Below are 17,808 nucleotides of genomic sequence, written 5' to 3'. Positions count from 1 at the left end.
TAGATTTTCTTTGAATTAATTCTTTAGCTAGAGAAATTCTAAAAAACTTAGATGAATTGCTAAAAAGTGTTTAGCTAAGCCTTAAGTTAAGGAAAAAGCTATGAGAATTAACATGTTTTATAAAACAATAGACACAATAGAGAAAAATTCATATATTGATTTAAGGATCAGAACTTTATATTAAAAAATGCTAATGTACAATTGTTTTTTTTGATAACTTAAGACACAAAATCTCAATGGTGGCAACTACTGTTTTTAATTAGTTTTATCAAAACTATAACATAATAGTACTTCTTTCTTAAGAAATCCTTAGCAATTCGGTAAAATTTTCATATTTTACTGATCTGAAGTTATTCATTTGACTAGAGAAACCTTCTAAAAGTGAATACTAATTTATAAACTATAAATAGTGCCATAAACTTCTTTTATTCATTTTATTCAAAAAATTTTTTAAACACATTCCAATAGAAAATTATCAGCAATGCATAAACACTCATGCATCTAAAACTAAATATATTTAGTGATATAAACTAACTAATTTACTGATAATTTATTTTTCTATCATAGAACATTATAATATGTTCTTATGTTATCACGGTAGTCAAAATCAATTATTATATATTTACTATAAATAGATCTTTTTATCTTTCTTTGTTATTATCAACTTAACATAACGTAAAACGACAGAATTCCTGACAAGGAGACAACTAATGATTCAAAAAGAAATGACCGATAAACTTAACAAACAACTAAATATTGAGTTATTTTCTTCCAATCTCTATCTTCAAATAAGCGCTTGGTGCAAAGGGAAAGGACTAAATGGTGTCAGTCAATTTTTTAAAACACACTCTAATGAAGAAATGAATCATATGCGACGATTTTTCGATTATTTGAGTGATTCTGGAAGTATGCCAGAATTAGAAGCGGTCGCAAAGCCATTGATTTTAGCTTCTTCTTTAACTGAACTAGTTAAATTTTCTTATGAACACGAAAAAATGATTTCTGAAAAAATTAACAGATTGGTTCATATGGCAATATCTCTTCAAGATTATTCAACATTTCATTTTCTTCAATGGTTTGTTTCTGAACAACACGAAGAAGAAAAAGTATTTAAGTCTATTCTTGATAAGATTTCTTTGGTCAATATTGAAGCAAATGGTTTGTTTTTCATTGATCGAGATCTAAAAAACGTAACAAAATAATAATTGCATTAATTTTATAGAAAAAATTCGATTTTTTAAATCAACTTAAAAAAACAACCTCAATTTTGGTAAAATTTTTAATCAACGAATAGTCAATCCTTATTTTAATAAGGACTTATCTAAAAATAAGGTATAATTCTTCAATCTTTCAAAGATTTTGGATTTAATTGCTTACTCAAAATAAAGTTATTACCAATAAATTTTTCTTTTGTATTTGAACTATATATTGAATGATCAACTAAAAATTTCTCTATAAAACTAACTGATATTGGTTGCTGTGAATTTGTTGACAAATATTATTTATAATAACGTAAACTATCTTGAAATTTGAATATATGCCTTAGGTTAATTTTTCTGGACATCTTAGAATAAATTTTTAGAGGACTTGAAATCTATGATGCGCATGGCTTTATTTTTGCTTACTAACTTGGCTGTTATGACAGTATTTGGTATTATATTGAGTTTCACTCAGTTTCAACCTTCTAGTATAATTGGAATGATGATTATAGCTGGATTGTTTGGCTTTGGTGGATCCTTTTTTTCATTGTTAATTTCAAAATCTACAGCTTTGCGTTTAGTTAATGGAAAAATAATTAAGAAACCTCAAAATGAAATTGAAAGCTGGATAATTAGTACTGTAAATCAAAATGCTAAAAAAGCACATATCTCTACACCAAAGGTCGCTTTATATCAAGCAGATGATATTAATGCATTTGCTACAGGTCCATGTCGTAATGCTTCCTTAGTAGCTATCAGCACCGGTCTTATAAAAAATATGCATCATGATGAAATTGAAGCAGTAATTGCACACGAAATTAGTCACATTGCTAATGGTGATATGGTTACAATGACTCTAATTCAAGGAATAGTAAATACGTTTGTTATTTTTTTGTCTCGCGCACTAGCGCAACTTGCATCAGGATTTGCATCTTCGAGTCGTAATGAAAAAGAGAATAATAATGGAAGTCAAATGGTGTATTTTTTCGTTTCTACAGTTTTGGAAATAACATTTGGTATATTAGCGAATATTATTACATTATGGTTTTCACGTTATCGAGAATTCTATGCTGATTCTGGTTCAGCTAAACTAGTTGGCCGTAAAAAGATGATCGCAGCTCTAGAACGATTAAAAACTAGTCTTGAACCACAAGAAGCTGAAAGTTTAATGGCCCTATGCATTAATGGAAAAAGAAATAAAACGTTTATTGGTGAATTGTTCATGTCCCACCCACCGCTAGATAAACGCATTGAAGCACTTCGCTCTGGGATTTATTTAAAATAATTCTCAAAAATTTTTTAGTTTTTGAAAAAATTTTCAATATGAGCAAATCCCTACCAATCTTTCTTTTTTTATCTGTACGACTAACTGGCAGGGATTTAGCGATTAACGGTTTAAGTAAAAAACCGCATTTGTTTTACTAAGTTTTCTTTCTTTTAAGAAAAGAACGAATAATACGGTCGTCTTATAAAGTTATTACATTAACTGCTGAAGGCCCTTTTTGCCCATCTTGAACTTCAAACTCAACCTCTTGGCCTTCAGTTAGAGTTTTAAATCCATTTCCTTGAATAGCAGAAAAATGAACGAATACATCTTTACTTCCATCAATAGGAGTAATAAAACCAAAACCCTTAGATTCGTTGAACCACTTTACCTGACCTTTGATCTTTGTCATCTTTTTAGTTTCCTTTGAAATGTTTAATTGATGATATAGAGCCAAATGGAGTTGTCACTGTTTGAGACGCTAAGATAGTGATCGGCAAAGAAGTGGTCTGCAACGTAATTTCTTACATGCGAAACTTCCTTTACTAAAAAGGCTACTCATAACTAAAAATGCCACTCATATTACAGAACTCTATTTCGTTTTTCTTAGCTTTTTACTGCTGTTACATACTCTATAAATAATGGCAAATCATTTTTATAGAGTCAATCTTAATCAAATCAAAATTTAATTTGTTTTCTAAATAAAATTTTATTAAATACAAATATCGTAAATTTCTTATTCAAGAGGTCAATATGTGAGCAGTTTCTTGAATAAACATTCTCGATAAATAGCTTAACAAATAGTTTTTTATTTTCTTTTTTTAAAGAAAGAAAAAACTATAATTTTTCGAAATTAGTATGCAATTTTATAATAAATTATTTGTATGATATGAACGTTTTTATAAAAAGTCATTTTTACGTGCAATAATTAACTTCATTGGCTATTTTCATCATATCTATTTGAAATATAGAAAAAAGAGCGACTAAGGCAATTTAGTTAAGGATCTTTTTCTTTATAAAAGAAAGTTAAATATTTTTAATTACTTGTTTTATAAACTCAAAAATCCCGTCCAATAACCAAAAATTCCTACTATAAAAAAACCTGTAATAATCCATAAAGCGTTAATTTTACGTCGTAATATCCACATGCATCCAAAGGTAAGAAGTAATGGCACTATACCTGGCATCAGTTGATCAAGAATAGACTGGATAGTTGTAATGTTAATTTGTCCATTTGCATCAGTAGTACGAGATACTGTAATCGGAATGTTGATATGAGTCCACTTATTGACTAATGCTCCCATTACGAATAAACCTAGAATAGACGCTCCTTCTGTTAGTTTTCGAAGAAAACCACTACCCATATCTTTTATTATATTGATACCTTTATAATATCCGTATGTTAAACCATAATAACGAACAATAAGACGAACCGTATTGAAGGAAATAAAAAATAATATTGGACCTAATAAACTACCACTGCTCATTGCAATTCCTGCACCAAGAGCAGCAAAAACTGGCCGCATTGTTCCCCAAAATATTGGATCGCCAACACCTGCTAATGGACCCATTAAGCCAACTTTCAAACTATTAATAGCAGCATTATCAATATCATCACCATTAGCACGCTTTTCTTCCATAGCTATGGTAACACCTAAAATTGGCGCTGCCACATAAGGATGTGTATTAAAAAACTCTAAATGGCGTTTAATTGCCTGTTTTCGTTCTTTGTTATTTTCTGGATACAAACGACGAATCGCTGGAAGTATAGAAAAACAAAAACCAAGCGCTTGCATACGTTCGAAATTCCAAGAGCCTTGAAAAAGATTAGAACGAATAAAAACATTTCTTATGTCACTGGATGTTATTTTTTTTCTATTTAAAGTTGTTGTAAAACTAGTTTTTTTTTTCACGTTCTTGTCCAGATTAATCCAATTCATTATCAATATTATTATTTAGATTGTTTTTAACACTTATTTTTGAATTTTTACTCTCGTTTAATTGAAAATAATACGGATTAAGTTGAATGTAAAGAATAGCCATAATCACACCAACGATTCCTAACGCTACCAGATTCAAGCTACTAAAAGCAGCTACAACGAAACCAAGATAAAAAAATGGCATCAAGTAACCTGCACGCATCATGTTAATTACCATGGCATACCCAACAACTACAATTATTCCTCCAGCTATATTTAATCCATTAGCAATAACTGGTGGAATTGAATTGAGAGCGTTATGAACCGTTTCTGTACCAATTGATACACCAACAATCGATGCTGGAATAGCAATACGCATAGCCTGGAGTAATAGCGCTAAAATATGAATCCAACTTAGTGCTGTCAAGTTTCCACGTTCAGCTATACTATCTGCAATATGCTGAAAGGCAACAGTTATAGTACGAACGATAATAGTCAAAACTTGACCGGCAGCAGCTAATGGTATTGCAAGAGCAATGCCGGCTCCAATACTTTGATTACCTATAATAACAAGGATCGTGGAAATGATAGATGCTAGAGCAGCGTCTGGTGCTACTGCAGCACCAATGTTCATCCAACCTAACGCAATCATTTCCAATGTTCCGCCTACAATGATACCAGTTTTTATATCCCCAAGCACTAAGCCAACCAAGGTACAAGCTACAAGTGGACGGTGAAATTGAAATTCATCAAGAATTGATTCTATACCAATGATGCATGCAATAAAAAATATTAGCGTAATCTGAAGTGTAGTAATCTCCATATACTTCCTCTTTAAATATGCAATTCCTCTAAGCGCTTCTAAAGCTATCTATGGGACTGTGAAAAAATTTGAGAAACTATACTAGTTATCTAATTTTTTTAATTAAATCCATCAATTTTAATGGAGAATCGCTAGGAACTTTGCGAACTTCCAGTTCAATTCCCAAAGCGTCAAGTTTTTTGAATGCTTCAATGTCTTTTTCGTTTACAGAAATAGCATTATTAATTTGAATTTTACCTTGATAAAAGGCCATACCACCAATATTAATTGAATTAATAGTAACACCTCCTTCTATAAAATGTAAAACATCTTCCGGTTTAGTGAACAAAAACATAATACGTTCATTGGCATATTTTGGATTTTCGTAAACACGAATCGCTTTTTCTATGGAAACCACATGGGCTTTAATATCAAGAGGTGATGCCTGTTTAATCAAATTACTACGTAACAAGTCTAGAGCAATTTCATTATTAACAACAATAATACGTTTAACATTGCTTTCTTTTGCCCAACGAGTAACTACTTGACCGTGAATCAAACGATCGTCAATGCGAACTAAAACAATATTCATATGACCTTCATGATTGTTTTCAGTCAAATCTTTAATCTGTTTATCTGACGTTAATGTTGTGGAAACAACAGAAGATTCATTTTTAAACTGAGAAGTTGTTTCTAGCGCTTTGATTTCAGAACGTCCAGCTGCTACTGCAATTTTCATAAGCTCATGAAAAGTTGAATGATCGTCACGAGTTATAAAAATTTCTATTAACATAGGAATATTTACACCAGTAATAATTCCGTAATTCTTTTTATTAAAGATGACTTGACTTGCAGCATTAAACGGAGTTCCACCCCAAATATCTACAAGAAATAATACTCCTTCTTTAGTATCAAGATTTTCTAGCTCAGCAAAATATTTTTTAGCTAAAATTTCGGTATTTTCTTCTGAAAAGAAGTCAACACAAGAAAAATTATTTTGTACTCCCAAAATCATTTCGGTTGTTTTTAGCAGTTGTGTAGCTACTGATCCGTGAGTACTAACAACAATAGCAATACTCACCTAAACACCTCCTTTAAAAAATGCATCCAAATATCTAAGAAATTGGATTAAGTAACCAAAATGAAGCTAACTTTTCTTATGAAAACGAATAAAAAATATCTAAAAATGATATTTATTTTTTATTCCAAGTGCTTTTTGGGTCGTTAATTTCAACCATAAACAGAAACAAAAATTATTCTTTAATAAGAAGAGAAAACTTCTTTATTCAACAAAGAAAGAACTTTAAAAAAATTTTTTTAAAAGTGACAAATAAAACAATCTTCTTCTTAAGAAGAAGTTAATTTCATGCTATATAACAACAAAAATGAGGTTACGTGGGTACCTCCTTATGCAGTAAATTTTTTGACAAAATGTATTGTTTGTTTACTAAATGATACTGTTTATATGATTGTTTCTTAACAACCATTATCAGTAATTATATATATTAAAAATCCTTCTCCTTAAGAAGGAAGACATGATTTTTAACTTTATAAAAAATAATTTATGATACACATATTTATATAGATATGTGGAGCACATTAAAAAATAAATTATTATTGCGTTTGTGATCCTATTTGATAGGTCCAAATGGACAGAAATTACAATATCAAATCAATTAAAAAACAACATGAGCACTTAAATATCTTTAGTACATTAAGTGTATTGTATAAGCTAGACATGATTCAACCTCTTTAAGAGAGGTAGCAATGACGCAGCTTTTGCTAATATCTCCTGATACTCTTTTTTTTCGTTACTGTCAGCAACAAGACCGCTTCCAACAGAACAGTAAACATGTTGATCTAAAACTAATAGTGTTCTGATAGCAATATTAGTATCCATTGTTCCGCAATAACTAATATAACCAATACTTCCGCTCCAGACACTTCTTCTTTGTGGTTCTAATCTTTCGATGGTTTTCATTGCTTCTATCTTAGGTACACCTGTAATAGATCCACCAGGAAAACAAGCGCGTAGAAGATCGCAAGGAGTACGATTTTTAGGTAAGACAGCACTAATAGTGCTAACCATATGGTGTACTGTTGCATACGTTTCTATTTTAAATAAAGATGGTACATGTACACTTCCTGGCTTAGCTACACGACCAATATCATTTCTTAATAGATCTACTATCATAAGATTTTCTGCTTGATCTTTAGCAGAATTAACTAAATGAAAAACTTGCTGATGATCCTCATCAATGTCTTTAAGACGGGGTAGTGTTCCTTTGATCGGACAAGTCTGAATCTTTCCATGCTGAACATGCAAGAAACGCTCCGGCGAGAAACTAATAACTATATGTTCCTTTAAACGAATAAACGCTGAAAAAGGCGCTTGATTGTAAGTTAACAAATGAAGAAATGCTGTCCATTCATCTCCACTATAAGGAGCACTAAAACGTTGAGACAAACACACTTGGTAACAATCTCCCGCTAGCAAATGTCTTTGTACTTGAAAAAATTTATCGCTATACTCACTGCGGCTCATATTGAGCTTCCAATTATCAAGAATATTAAATGGCATTGGCGATAGAAATATTTCAGCAGTTAATTGAGTTAATAAAGAAGATGTTATCCTTTTATCGTAGCTAACTAAAGTTACTAAACGACGGAAGTGATCAACTATTACTGCCCATTTATAAATTCCAATCGCCATTTCCGGTAGAGAAAGATCGTTTTTTGCAAGCGCAGGTAAAATTTCAATACTACGGATAAGATCGTAACTAAAAAATCCAAGCGCTCCTCCTTGAAACGGTAACTCATTGTTAACAGGTACTATCCCGTGCATTTTTTCTAATTGCTTTTGTACTAATAAGAAAGGGTCATCTTTACTCCACTTACATTCGTTTCCAGAACAAATCCTAGTAACTCCATTATATGTTATAAGAGTAACTTCTGGTAAAGCCACAAAAATATCGTAGCGGCTACTGGAATGACCGCTATAACCGGAATGCAATAACATTGACCAGGGTTTATTAGCGAAAGATGCAAAATAGCGTAAAGCGGCATCTTGTTGATATGGTAATGTTGTTAATTGAGGATACATGATACGATTATAAAATTATTTATTTTGAATACCAAGTTGTATTTTCTTTCATTGTTAGATTGTAATTTTCCTTTGCTGCAAAAGCAACCTTGCCTTTTGTAAAGATTTGATAAATTTAATTAAAAATTAGATGTAACACCATTTAAGTAAAAAATGTGTATTCTTAAACTTCATTTATTACGATGGTTAGATGAAATGAAGAACTATTTATACTTATGCTACCGTCTATAAAAATGCGACTTGTGATAGAAAGCTAATAATAAATGGGTTAAAAGCGTAAGATAATAAAACAATGCAAAAATGAGAAATGAATGTTTTTTTATTTAGAACTGATATAGAAAGATGATAATGTATGTTTTATATAGTAAATAAATAGATTCTCTCTCCTTAACAAGGAATGGCTAATTTTTAGTATTCTGTTGAGATTCATGTCTTTGCATGTTTAAGTTAAAATAATTTAATTTTTTAAAGTGAGTGATTATCCGAGTTAGTTATTTTCGATAAATATATTTTTTTAATTTTTATTAAACTGTTAAGCAAAGTCAATTTGAACTACGGTAAATTTAAATGTCGATCCGAATTTTATCTTTTGACACAGCAACTGATGCTTGTTCTGCTGCATTAAAGATCAATAAGGATATTTTAATAAAACGATTTACTCTTTCACCACGTCAACATACAAAACACATTCTTTCTATGGTAAATAGCTTATTAACAGAAGCTGGTATCAAACTTAACAATCTTAACGCATTAGCATTTAGTCGTGGTCCAGGAAACTTTACCGGTATGCGCATAGGTATCAGTGTTGCAAAGGGACTTGCTATGGGAGCCGATCTTCCACTAATTGGTATATCTACGCTTGCTACTTTAGCAGAAGGCGCTTGGCGTCAAACTGGTGCTTGTCAAGTACTTGTTGCAATGAATACTTACATCAACGATAAGGTTTATTGGGCTTCATATCAGCGACAAGAAAATACTTGGATTGAGAAAGAAAACGAATCAATAGTACCATGGAAGAAAACTGTAGAATCTCTTAGAGAGAGATTAACTGGTTGTTGGGCAACTGCTGGAACAGCTTGGCAATCTTATTCGAATCTTTTTTATTGTAAAAAATTAAATCAATCATTTAATAAGTGTACTTTAATTTCAGGAAAATCGTTATTTCCAAACGCAATAGACATGCTACCTTTAGCAATTAGTGATTATCGTCATGGTAAAATTAAAACAGCATGGTGTGCGGAATTGTCTTATTTGTTTCAACAAGAAATAACATAAAAAATTGAGCAAGAGCATTAATGCAAAAAGAATAATCCACTTAGTAGATTTTTTATTTTTTTTTGAATGTTGCAACGGAAAAATTTATTTTTTTTATGATAAAGTCTAACTACTTAAAAATAAGGGAAAAATGAAACTTCATACGATATTGAAGTATTGTTTCCTTCATATTTTTCGTTTCACAAAGTGTTCTTATCATTAAGATAATCAAAAATTTGAATTATAACTTTATAGATTCGATTTTTATATAATTGTTATTTAACAGAAAAACTTCTTTATTTGCGTTTCTATCTTGAAAAAAATCCATAATATACATATGCATTTATTGATTTTGAAAAAAAGTTCTAAATCTAACTAAAAATCACAAACTAAAATTCTCTAAAAGGGAAAGAGATAAAGATTCAGAGAAATAATTGCAGTACTAGATTTTATTGGAAAGCACTAAAACTAACCTAAGTATCAAAATTTGTTAGCCGTTAAAGTTTTTGCCACCTAAATTTAGCTTATTAAACATTTCAACGTTAATTAATCTTTTACTAACCTATATAATAATAAGATCGACAATTTTTTTTTTATTTTCAAATAAACAAAAAAAAACACTAAACATATATGTTTATTTTATGGTTGAAAATTTCATGATGATGCTAATAACGATAATACACATATTAATATTACTTGATGGTCTTCCATTAATGATTATAACATAGAATTAGACTATAATATTTTGTAAGATAATTGTATATGCCAGAATATTCTTCTAGCTTGTGCAAACTGCAACTTGAAAAATATATAACATCAATTTATTATTGCACATCTATAGGATAGAGAATTCTTCTTACTAAAGAAGTGCATCTAACCAAAATAACTTAGAGTGCATAAATTTGAAAGTACGTTTAATAAAATTTCTTCTACAATTTGATAAAAAACTAAATTTTTTAAAAAAAAGTATCCATCAATGCAAAATTCATTCATCATTCACACTTTCTTTATGTCTTCTTTCCTAACATACTAAAAGATTTAGTCTATAACTCTTTATAAAAGGAAAATGAACCTTTCATTATATCGTTATATAAAAATAATTAATTAGTATAACACTCGAAACGACATTTTTTCTGAGAAATCTTAATTTGACAATTAATTAACAAAATTGCTTTTAAAAAAGATAAAAATCCGAATTAAAATAAGCAGTAATAGAAAAGTTAATTGAGTACAAAAATGTATTGAAATAAAATGTTCTTACCAATCCCATTCAAGAGGAATTATCCAAACATATAACAAAAAAAATAACTATATTAATTTTGACGATTTATTAGTTTTTTAAAACAAATTATCGAATCGCTACTTTTTTACTTGCTTTTATATGAAAGCAAAAGAATCTTTCTCTTTTAAGATTTTTTCGTTTTAAGCAAAGTAAGGTTTAATGCAATAATTAAAGTATCTTTATCCTTTCTTTCTATTTGTAAGAAAGAAAGTTTCGAATTGATTTGTACAGACTTTTCGATTGCTGTGATAATTTCATGTTTTAATTGCCTCAAATAAGGTATTTCATTATCAATTCTCCGTTGTTCAGCTACTATGGTTTGCAGTCGTTTTTTAGCTAAATGAGCCGTCATTCTTTTACGAGAAAGAAAAAAGTTAAGCAGTGTCATTAAATATAATATCCTCTATCTCTTATCTTCTAAAGAGGCGTTTTAGAAAACCTCTTTTTTCCTCTCCGATAAAACGGAATGGTAAATTTTCACCCAACAAACGATTAATCACGTCTAAATAAGCTTGACCAGCTTGGGACTTTCGATCAAGAATTACTGGTTCTCCTTGATTGGATGCTTTCAGTACTGCTTGGTCTTCGGGAATTACACCCACTAATGGAATGCGCAAAATATCAATTACATCTGCAATACTTAACATATCACCTTTAATGACCCGTTCAAGATCATAGCGAGTTAATAATAAGTGTTCTTTAACTGGTTCTAAATAATTCTCTGCTCGTCTTGACTTAGATGAAAGAATGCCTAGAATTCTATCAGAGTCTCGTACCGAGGAGACCTCTGGATTGGTAATAACAATAGCTTCATCTGCAAAGTATAATGCCATTAATGCGCCGGTTTCAATACCGGCTGGTGAGTCGCATATAATGAAATCAAATTTCATTGAACATAAATTATTTAGTACTTTTTCTACATTATCTCGAGTCAAAATATCTTTATCTTTTGTTTGTGATGCAGGAAGAATAAATAAATTTTCTGTTCTTTTGTCTTTTATTAACGCTTGATTAAGCAGAGCATCTCCTTGAATAACATTAATGAAATCAAAAACAACTCGACGTTCACATCCCATAATTAAATCAAGGTTTCTTAATCCAATATCAAAATCAATTACTACTGTTTTTTTTTCTTTACAAGCTAAACCAAAAGCAATAGCTGCGCTTGATGTTGTCTTACCAACACCTCCTTTGCCTGAGGTTACAACTATAATACGTGTCATAGACTGATTTCCTTTATTTAAAATAACTCTTTCTAAATAAGAGGATAGATATCAAATACGTTACCGTGTCGTAGACATAAACGTGCTGCTTTACCTAAAAAGGTAGTTGGAATCTGATCACCTAACCAATATTGCCCAGCAATAGATACAAGTTCAGGAAAGAGGTGAGTGCAAAAAATCTGGCAATCTTGATCACCTAATGCTCCAGCAAGAGCACGACCTCGCATTATACCATAAATATGTATGTTACCATCAGCAATCAGTTCTGCACCTACACTTACATTATTAGTAACTATTAAATCGCTATCTTTTGCATAAATTTGTTGACCAGAACGAATTGGCGTGCTAATGAATCTTGTTTTTTTTAATGTAGAATTCATAGAAATAAAATTAGCATTAGCGCTAGTATCAGCGTTATTGTGCACTTTTAGTGCTTTTTTTTCTGTTAACAACGCTAATCCACTACAAATAACCAACTGTTTAAGCTTATTATTATTGCATCCGCTAATTCCTATAATACGTAAATTAGTATTTAACATTACTTGCAATAATACTTTCTTTGAAAAATCTCCATCAAGATCAGAAATATTAATGACTACTGGCGCATTTTTGAAAAAATTAGGTGCTTGTTTAATTTTTTTTTCTATAGCCTGACAGATTTCATCTAATTGTGCTTTATATATATGAATTACTAATAAAGTAAAATTGCCGTCTCTTAACTTAATTGGCATTTTTAAAATAATGTCCTGTTTTGATGTGAATTAAATATAGATATTTAATTTCATTAAATAATTTGTATATTACAACATCATGAGAATGTTTTGATCAGTACACTTATAATATATAAATAAATTTTTTAGAAAGTATAAATAAGAAACGCATTCCTTGAATAGGGGAATGAATATTTTTTTATTAAAAATTCATATTTTGCATTCTATTTTTTTGATAGTTAGACATATAAATTTTCTGTTTAGAAATTTTTATATAAAAATATTATTTGAGTTCTCTCTAAAAAAGAGCTGTTCTCTCTCAAGAGAGAATTTATCAATGGATTAATTTTATTAATTTTGATAGTTATTTATTTAGTTTAAATAAATACACTAATTTAACTAGTGAACTGTTTTCATTTTCCAGAGAAAAATAAGGCGGTACGTTCGATCTTTCTAATTGTAACTAGAATTACTATGATCTGCCTTTTAAATAAGAAAAACTTAATAGAAAGAATTTTTATTTTTCTTTATTATAGGCCGTTTGGTATAAACATTTATCGAATAATTTTTATAACAAAATATTTTTTTGACATATTATTAAATAATATATTCTTAAAAGTTTATTAAATTACTTAATTTTATTAAGCTGATTAATCTTATCTGAGGATAAAAACAAATTGTAGTTGGTTATTTTTTAATAATAAAACAATTCATCGAGTTAAAATAAAAAGTATTATTAATTTTTAATTAAACAAATTTAATTATTGCTAGGATACCTAACATCATTCAAATAGCAATAATTTCTTAAAAGGTTAATCCTTAATTATTTTTTGATTAATGAGGACCACTAAAAATAAACAAAATAATTTCTGCGTAAAATTTTTTAAAAAATTATGAAATTAATTATAAAGTTTATTAATTGCAGTGATTAATACTTTTAATAGGTAATTTCTTATAAAGAAAATATAAACATAAAAATATTCAATTAATAATTTCAATCACTAATAACAATATTTTGCTTTCTAACAAAAAGAGTTTTTTTACAAAAAGAAAATTTATTTCTTTTCAAAATTTAAAAAATTAAAATACCACATAGAAATCTGTCAAACAGGACAGACAGAGAAAAAACCCTCTATTAAAAATAAAATCGAATAGACTCTTGCATCTGCTATCTATCTTTCAATAAGAGTGAATATTTCGATTGATGCGAGAAAATTGTGCAAATATAAAAAATATTGCAACTATTAAGTAAATACTGAAAATAATTATCATCCACTGAGGCATTTCTAAAAATAGAAAACGCCATTGGGAAATGGAACAATCCTCACTAGCACTAAAAAAAGAAGGTAACCAATGATCTAACGGCAACCATGATGGAAAACTAACAAAAAGATCGCAAGTAAAGAAAGGTGAACTATTCAGTTGGACATTAACATGCTTTATTGCTAATTGAAGCCCACGCCAAGCACTATACAGCCATGTTATTAAACCAAAAAAACGTAATAACAAGATTCTAGGTAAAATCGCACCTATTAATCCAGAAAAAAAGATTCCATACAAGGCGCAACGTTGATATATACACAAAACACAAGGTTTAATGAGCAAAACATGTTGCAAATAAAGTGAAATCGACTCCAGTATAAAAGCAGTAGAAGCTAATAACAGCCATGTTATGCGTTTTTTTGATAAAAAATTTAGCAATTGTATCATAATTAAACAGAGACTGAACCAACAAGTTTTTGCAACGTAAATTGTAACTTACATCATATAGAAATCAACATCTTTTATCTTAAAATCAACACAAGTGAATTCTATAATTTATTTTTTTTATGTGTAAAACTAATCTCTAATCTAATAATCCTCTTAAGAAGATCTATCATTATTTATCTAATGGATAATATAGTTTCTCGCACAAAGAATAAAGATTAATTAATTTGATTAATAAACAGAAATAGAGATGCTTTCCATTATTACTCTCACATCCTATATAATTTTTATAAAATGAATATTTTACTTTTAAAAGTCATATAAACAAAATATTAATCTATTTAAAAAATTAAACCTAGATATAGAGTGAATAACTAAAACTAATTAGTAATATTGGCAGATCAAAAAGATATAAATGTTAAGTATTACTAGATTCATGAAATGAATTATTTATTCTTTTTCTGACTAATTTAAGAAAAAAATTTTTGAACAAATGTAACTTGCTGGTTAAAAATTTATTTTTTAAATAAAAGTTATTGTGTTCTTTTTCAAGAAAATCCTTATTAACTTGAAGCAAGTTGCATACATGATCTTGTGATTAAAAATTATAATCAAAAGAAAATACGCTAAAGATTATATTATTTTGATTTTTGAAATCATTTCATCATTTAAGCTGAACAAAATAGATAAATTTAAAAAAAATAATTAAAGATGATTCCTAATCATCTTAATAATGATACTAATTATAAATAATTATTCAATTTCTTCTTCTAAAAAGCAGATGTATAATTTACTTAATAAATTAATTAAAGTTCTTTTTTGCTTTTTAAAAAATCAAAAAAATGATAAACAGTAAAATAAAACAATAATATTTTTTATTTATTTATATCGTAAGAAGTCTATTCTATTTAATTTAGCTCAGTCTAGACTTAATTTTACTAAAAAGAAAAAGTTGCATATCTCTCATAATTCTTTCTATTTCTTAGATTAAATAACTTATGCAAATAGTTTGAAAATTTAACTAATAAGAAGCTCAATAGATTTTTCAAAACTAAAATATTTACGTATTTATAATAAATTTTTATTTAAAATTTTTTAAGTTAAGTTAGTTTCAATAATAACAATTGATTGTCAATCAGAATTTAATTCTGTTTTCACTATTTTTCTTCCTGGAAGGAAAATTATGATTTTTATTAACTTTTTTATCAGAATCACAACCACTGACAATTAAGCAGTCAATTAAGTCAAATCATTAGCAATCTTAATGCCAATTTTGCTAACTTGATGTTCATCTTTTTCTGCAACAGTTAACATAATTCCTTCGGTGATAACATTATCACCAATCACTGGTTCACCTCCTCCGAGCAAAGATACGACGAACTGACCAAGAGTCAGTTCTTCGTCAATTTCACTAGTAAATTTTAATCCATAGATAGAAGAAATGTCACGTAGTCGAGAGGTGGCTTCTAAAATAAAATCTCCAAAGAACCGTTGATCTAACGCAATTGGTGGTGATTGACTAAATAATCTTCCAAGAGAAGGAAGATCTCGTTCACGACCGATTACACAAAGCACGTCTCCTTCGCATAACTTTGTATTAGCAGTAGGATGAAGTAACATGTTTGCACGAAATAAACCAGCAATACGCGTATGACGAGGCATTTTCAAATCACGTAATGTTGCGCCTACACACCAATTTTCTTTTCCTAATTGATAAATAAACTGTTCCCATGGATTTTCTGGATGAATATCCATTCCTATTCGAGAAATTGGTGATGCAGTTGGAGGTACTACAACCTTTGCCATTTTGGCAGCAAAACTAAGAGAAGTGCCCTGTAAAAGCAAGGAAATTAGGACAATAAAAAATGCAACATTAAAATATAAACGTGCATTATTTAAACCCGCCATCATTGGAAAAACAGCTAAAATAATCGGCACCGCCCCACGAAGACCAACCCAAGAGAGAAAGATTCGTTCACGAGTTGTATAATTTCGAAATGGAAGTAAACCAATAAAAATTGATAATGGACGAGCAAATAACATTAACCAGAATGATAAGACTAATGCTGGAATGGCAATTATCCATAGATCACTTGGTGTAACTAGCAATCCAAGCACTAAAAACATACAAATCTGGCTAAGCCAGGCCATACCATCAAAAGTTTGCAGTATTCCATATCGATTGCGTATTGGTCTATTACCAAGCACAAAGCCACATAGATAAACAGCTAAAATACCACTTCCCTCCAAGGCGGTAGTTAAAGCAAAAATCATAATACCACCACTGACTGCTAACAAAGGATATAACGCGCTAGTCAATGTAATATGATTGATTATTTGTTGTAATAGCCAACCCCCTCCTAAACCAATTACCATTCCTAATCCAAATTCTTGGATAAGATGTACTAAAAAAAGCAAGTCAAGACTAGTTTTTTCATTTTGAATCATAGTAATAAGTGTCGTTGTAAGAAATACTGCCATTGGGTCATTACTGCCTGATTCAATTTCAAGTGTAGCAGTAACACGTTCATTTAATCCTTTATTACCTAACAATGAAAATACTGCTGCAGCGTCAGTAGAACCAATAATGGCACCAATAAGTATCCCTTCAATTTTATCTAAACTAAACAGCCAAGCTGCAACCATGCCGGTTAAACCAGCAGTAATGATAACTCCAACCGTAGCTAACGATAGTGATGGCCACAGTGCAACTCGAAATGCATTGCCACGAGTTCGCATACCACCATCTAATAAAATTATTGCAAGCGAAAGATTACTAATGAGATACGCTACAGGGTAATTATCAAATGCGATGCCCCCAAGACCATCAATTCCTGCTAACATACCAATAGCTAAAAAAATCACCAATATAGGAATACCAAGTCGAGAAGAGAAAGAGCTGAGTAGAATACTTCCTCCTACTAGCATTGAACCTATAATAAACAAACTTATCATGGTGCTACTGTTCAAACATGATCTCCTTAAGTTTTAAGTCTTTTAATCTGCACCTTACAATACAGATATCGCAATCTTATAACTTTTATTGGTATTTAATTAAATTTGGTTGCGGTGGCTTATCTGAAAAAAGGAGAATTTAGTTATATTATTTTGATACATTATCTTTTAAAATTCTCGAAAGAAATCGTCATGAAAATAGAGGCGAGAAACCAAAACTGGTTCACTACTTGCTTGATCTGTATCAAACATAAAATCAAAGTTCCCTTCGTAAGGGATTATTGTTAGTTCCTACTAAAAAGTGTTTTTTCGTCTTAATTACCATGAAAAAATTGGATATATCAAAAATCGTTTCCATTATTCTCAAATAATTTATTTACTTACATAATT

Annotated in this window: 13 protein-coding genes; 3 read left to right on the top strand and 10 right to left on the bottom strand. The window is 29.6% G+C overall.

The window, feature by feature from the left end; genetic code table 11:
• Positions 1–710 precede the first annotated feature (710 nt).
• Positions 711–1,202: a non-heme ferritin gene (gene ftnA, locus JK145_RS02720; RefSeq protein WP_220665344.1), complete on the top strand. Its 492-nt coding sequence runs from the start codon at positions 711–713 to the stop codon at positions 1,200–1,202.
• A 394-nt stretch (positions 1,203–1,596) separates the two neighbouring features.
• Positions 1,597–2,484, top strand: a complete 888-nt coding sequence (htpX, locus tag JK145_RS02715; protein ID WP_220665343.1) for a protease HtpX — start codon at positions 1,597–1,599, stop codon at positions 2,482–2,484.
• Between the two features lie 181 nt (positions 2,485–2,665).
• Here the strand turns inward: htpX and cspE are convergent, their stop codons facing one another.
• The 5 genes from cspE to pabB all read right to left on the bottom strand — a co-directional run bounded on the left by cspE (position 2,666) and on the right by pabB (position 8,287).
• Positions 2,666–2,875, bottom strand: a complete 210-nt coding sequence (gene cspE / locus JK145_RS02710) for a transcription antiterminator/RNA stability regulator CspE (RefSeq protein WP_220665342.1) — start codon at positions 2,873–2,875, stop codon at positions 2,666–2,668.
• 637 nt (positions 2,876–3,512) lie between these two features.
• Positions 3,513–4,376 carry a PTS mannose transporter subunit IID gene (locus JK145_RS02705; RefSeq protein ID WP_370627589.1) on the bottom strand — a complete coding sequence of 288 codons (864 nt, stop codon included), beginning with the start codon at positions 4,374–4,376 and terminating at the stop codon, positions 3,513–3,515.
• A gap of 13 nt (positions 4,377–4,389) precedes the next feature.
• Positions 4,390–5,205, bottom strand: a complete 816-nt coding sequence (locus tag JK145_RS02700) for a PTS mannose/fructose/sorbose transporter subunit IIC (protein ID WP_220665340.1) — start codon at positions 5,203–5,205, stop codon at positions 4,390–4,392.
• 85 nt (positions 5,206–5,290) lie between these two features.
• The gene (manX, locus tag JK145_RS02695; protein ID WP_220665339.1) at positions 5,291–6,265 is read right to left on the bottom strand and encodes a PTS mannose transporter subunit IIAB; all 975 of its coding nucleotides are present in this window, start codon (positions 6,263–6,265) and stop codon (positions 5,291–5,293) included.
• Positions 6,266–6,916: 651 nt separating this feature from the next.
• The gene (pabB, locus tag JK145_RS02690) at positions 6,917–8,287 is read right to left on the bottom strand and encodes an aminodeoxychorismate synthase component I (protein ID WP_220665338.1); all 1,371 of its coding nucleotides are present in this window, start codon (positions 8,285–8,287) and stop codon (positions 6,917–6,919) included.
• Between the two features lie 573 nt (positions 8,288–8,860).
• Here pabB and tsaB point away from each other — a divergent pair.
• The gene (gene tsaB / locus JK145_RS02685; RefSeq protein WP_370627594.1) at positions 8,861–9,562 is read left to right on the top strand and encodes a tRNA (adenosine(37)-N6)-threonylcarbamoyltransferase complex dimerization subunit type 1 TsaB; all 702 of its coding nucleotides are present in this window, start codon (positions 8,861–8,863) and stop codon (positions 9,560–9,562) included.
• A gap of 1,385 nt (positions 9,563–10,947) precedes the next feature.
• On the opposite strand, the gene minE is transcribed toward tsaB, so the two are convergent.
• The 5 genes from minE to JK145_RS02660 form a co-directional block, all read right to left on the bottom strand.
• On the bottom strand, positions 10,948–11,211 hold the full coding sequence (gene minE, locus JK145_RS02680) for a cell division topological specificity factor MinE (protein WP_220665336.1): 264 nt from the start codon (positions 11,209–11,211) through the stop codon (positions 10,948–10,950).
• Between the two features lie 22 nt (positions 11,212–11,233).
• The gene (gene minD / locus JK145_RS02675) at positions 11,234–12,046 is read right to left on the bottom strand and encodes a septum site-determining protein MinD (protein WP_220665335.1); all 813 of its coding nucleotides are present in this window, start codon (positions 12,044–12,046) and stop codon (positions 11,234–11,236) included.
• 32 nt (positions 12,047–12,078) lie between these two features.
• On the bottom strand, positions 12,079–12,777 hold the full coding sequence (gene minC, locus JK145_RS02670) for a septum site-determining protein MinC (RefSeq protein ID WP_255555810.1): 699 nt from the start codon (positions 12,775–12,777) through the stop codon (positions 12,079–12,081).
• Positions 12,778–13,935: 1,158 nt separating this feature from the next.
• A complete protein-coding gene (dsbB, locus tag JK145_RS02665; RefSeq protein ID WP_220665334.1) occupies positions 13,936–14,466 on the bottom strand; it encodes a disulfide bond formation protein DsbB in 531 nt (176 codons plus the stop codon).
• Positions 14,467–15,702: 1,236 nt separating this feature from the next.
• Positions 15,703–17,433, bottom strand: a complete 1,731-nt coding sequence (locus JK145_RS02660; protein WP_220665333.1) for a potassium/proton antiporter — start codon at positions 17,431–17,433, stop codon at positions 15,703–15,705.
• Positions 17,434–17,808 lie beyond the last annotated feature (375 nt).

It is taken from the genome of Sodalis sp. CWE, assembly GCF_019646055.1.
In the GTDB taxonomy this organism is placed as follows: Bacteria; Pseudomonadota; Gammaproteobacteria; order Enterobacterales; family Enterobacteriaceae; genus CWE.
This window is presented reverse-complemented; position numbering and strand designations above follow the sequence as displayed.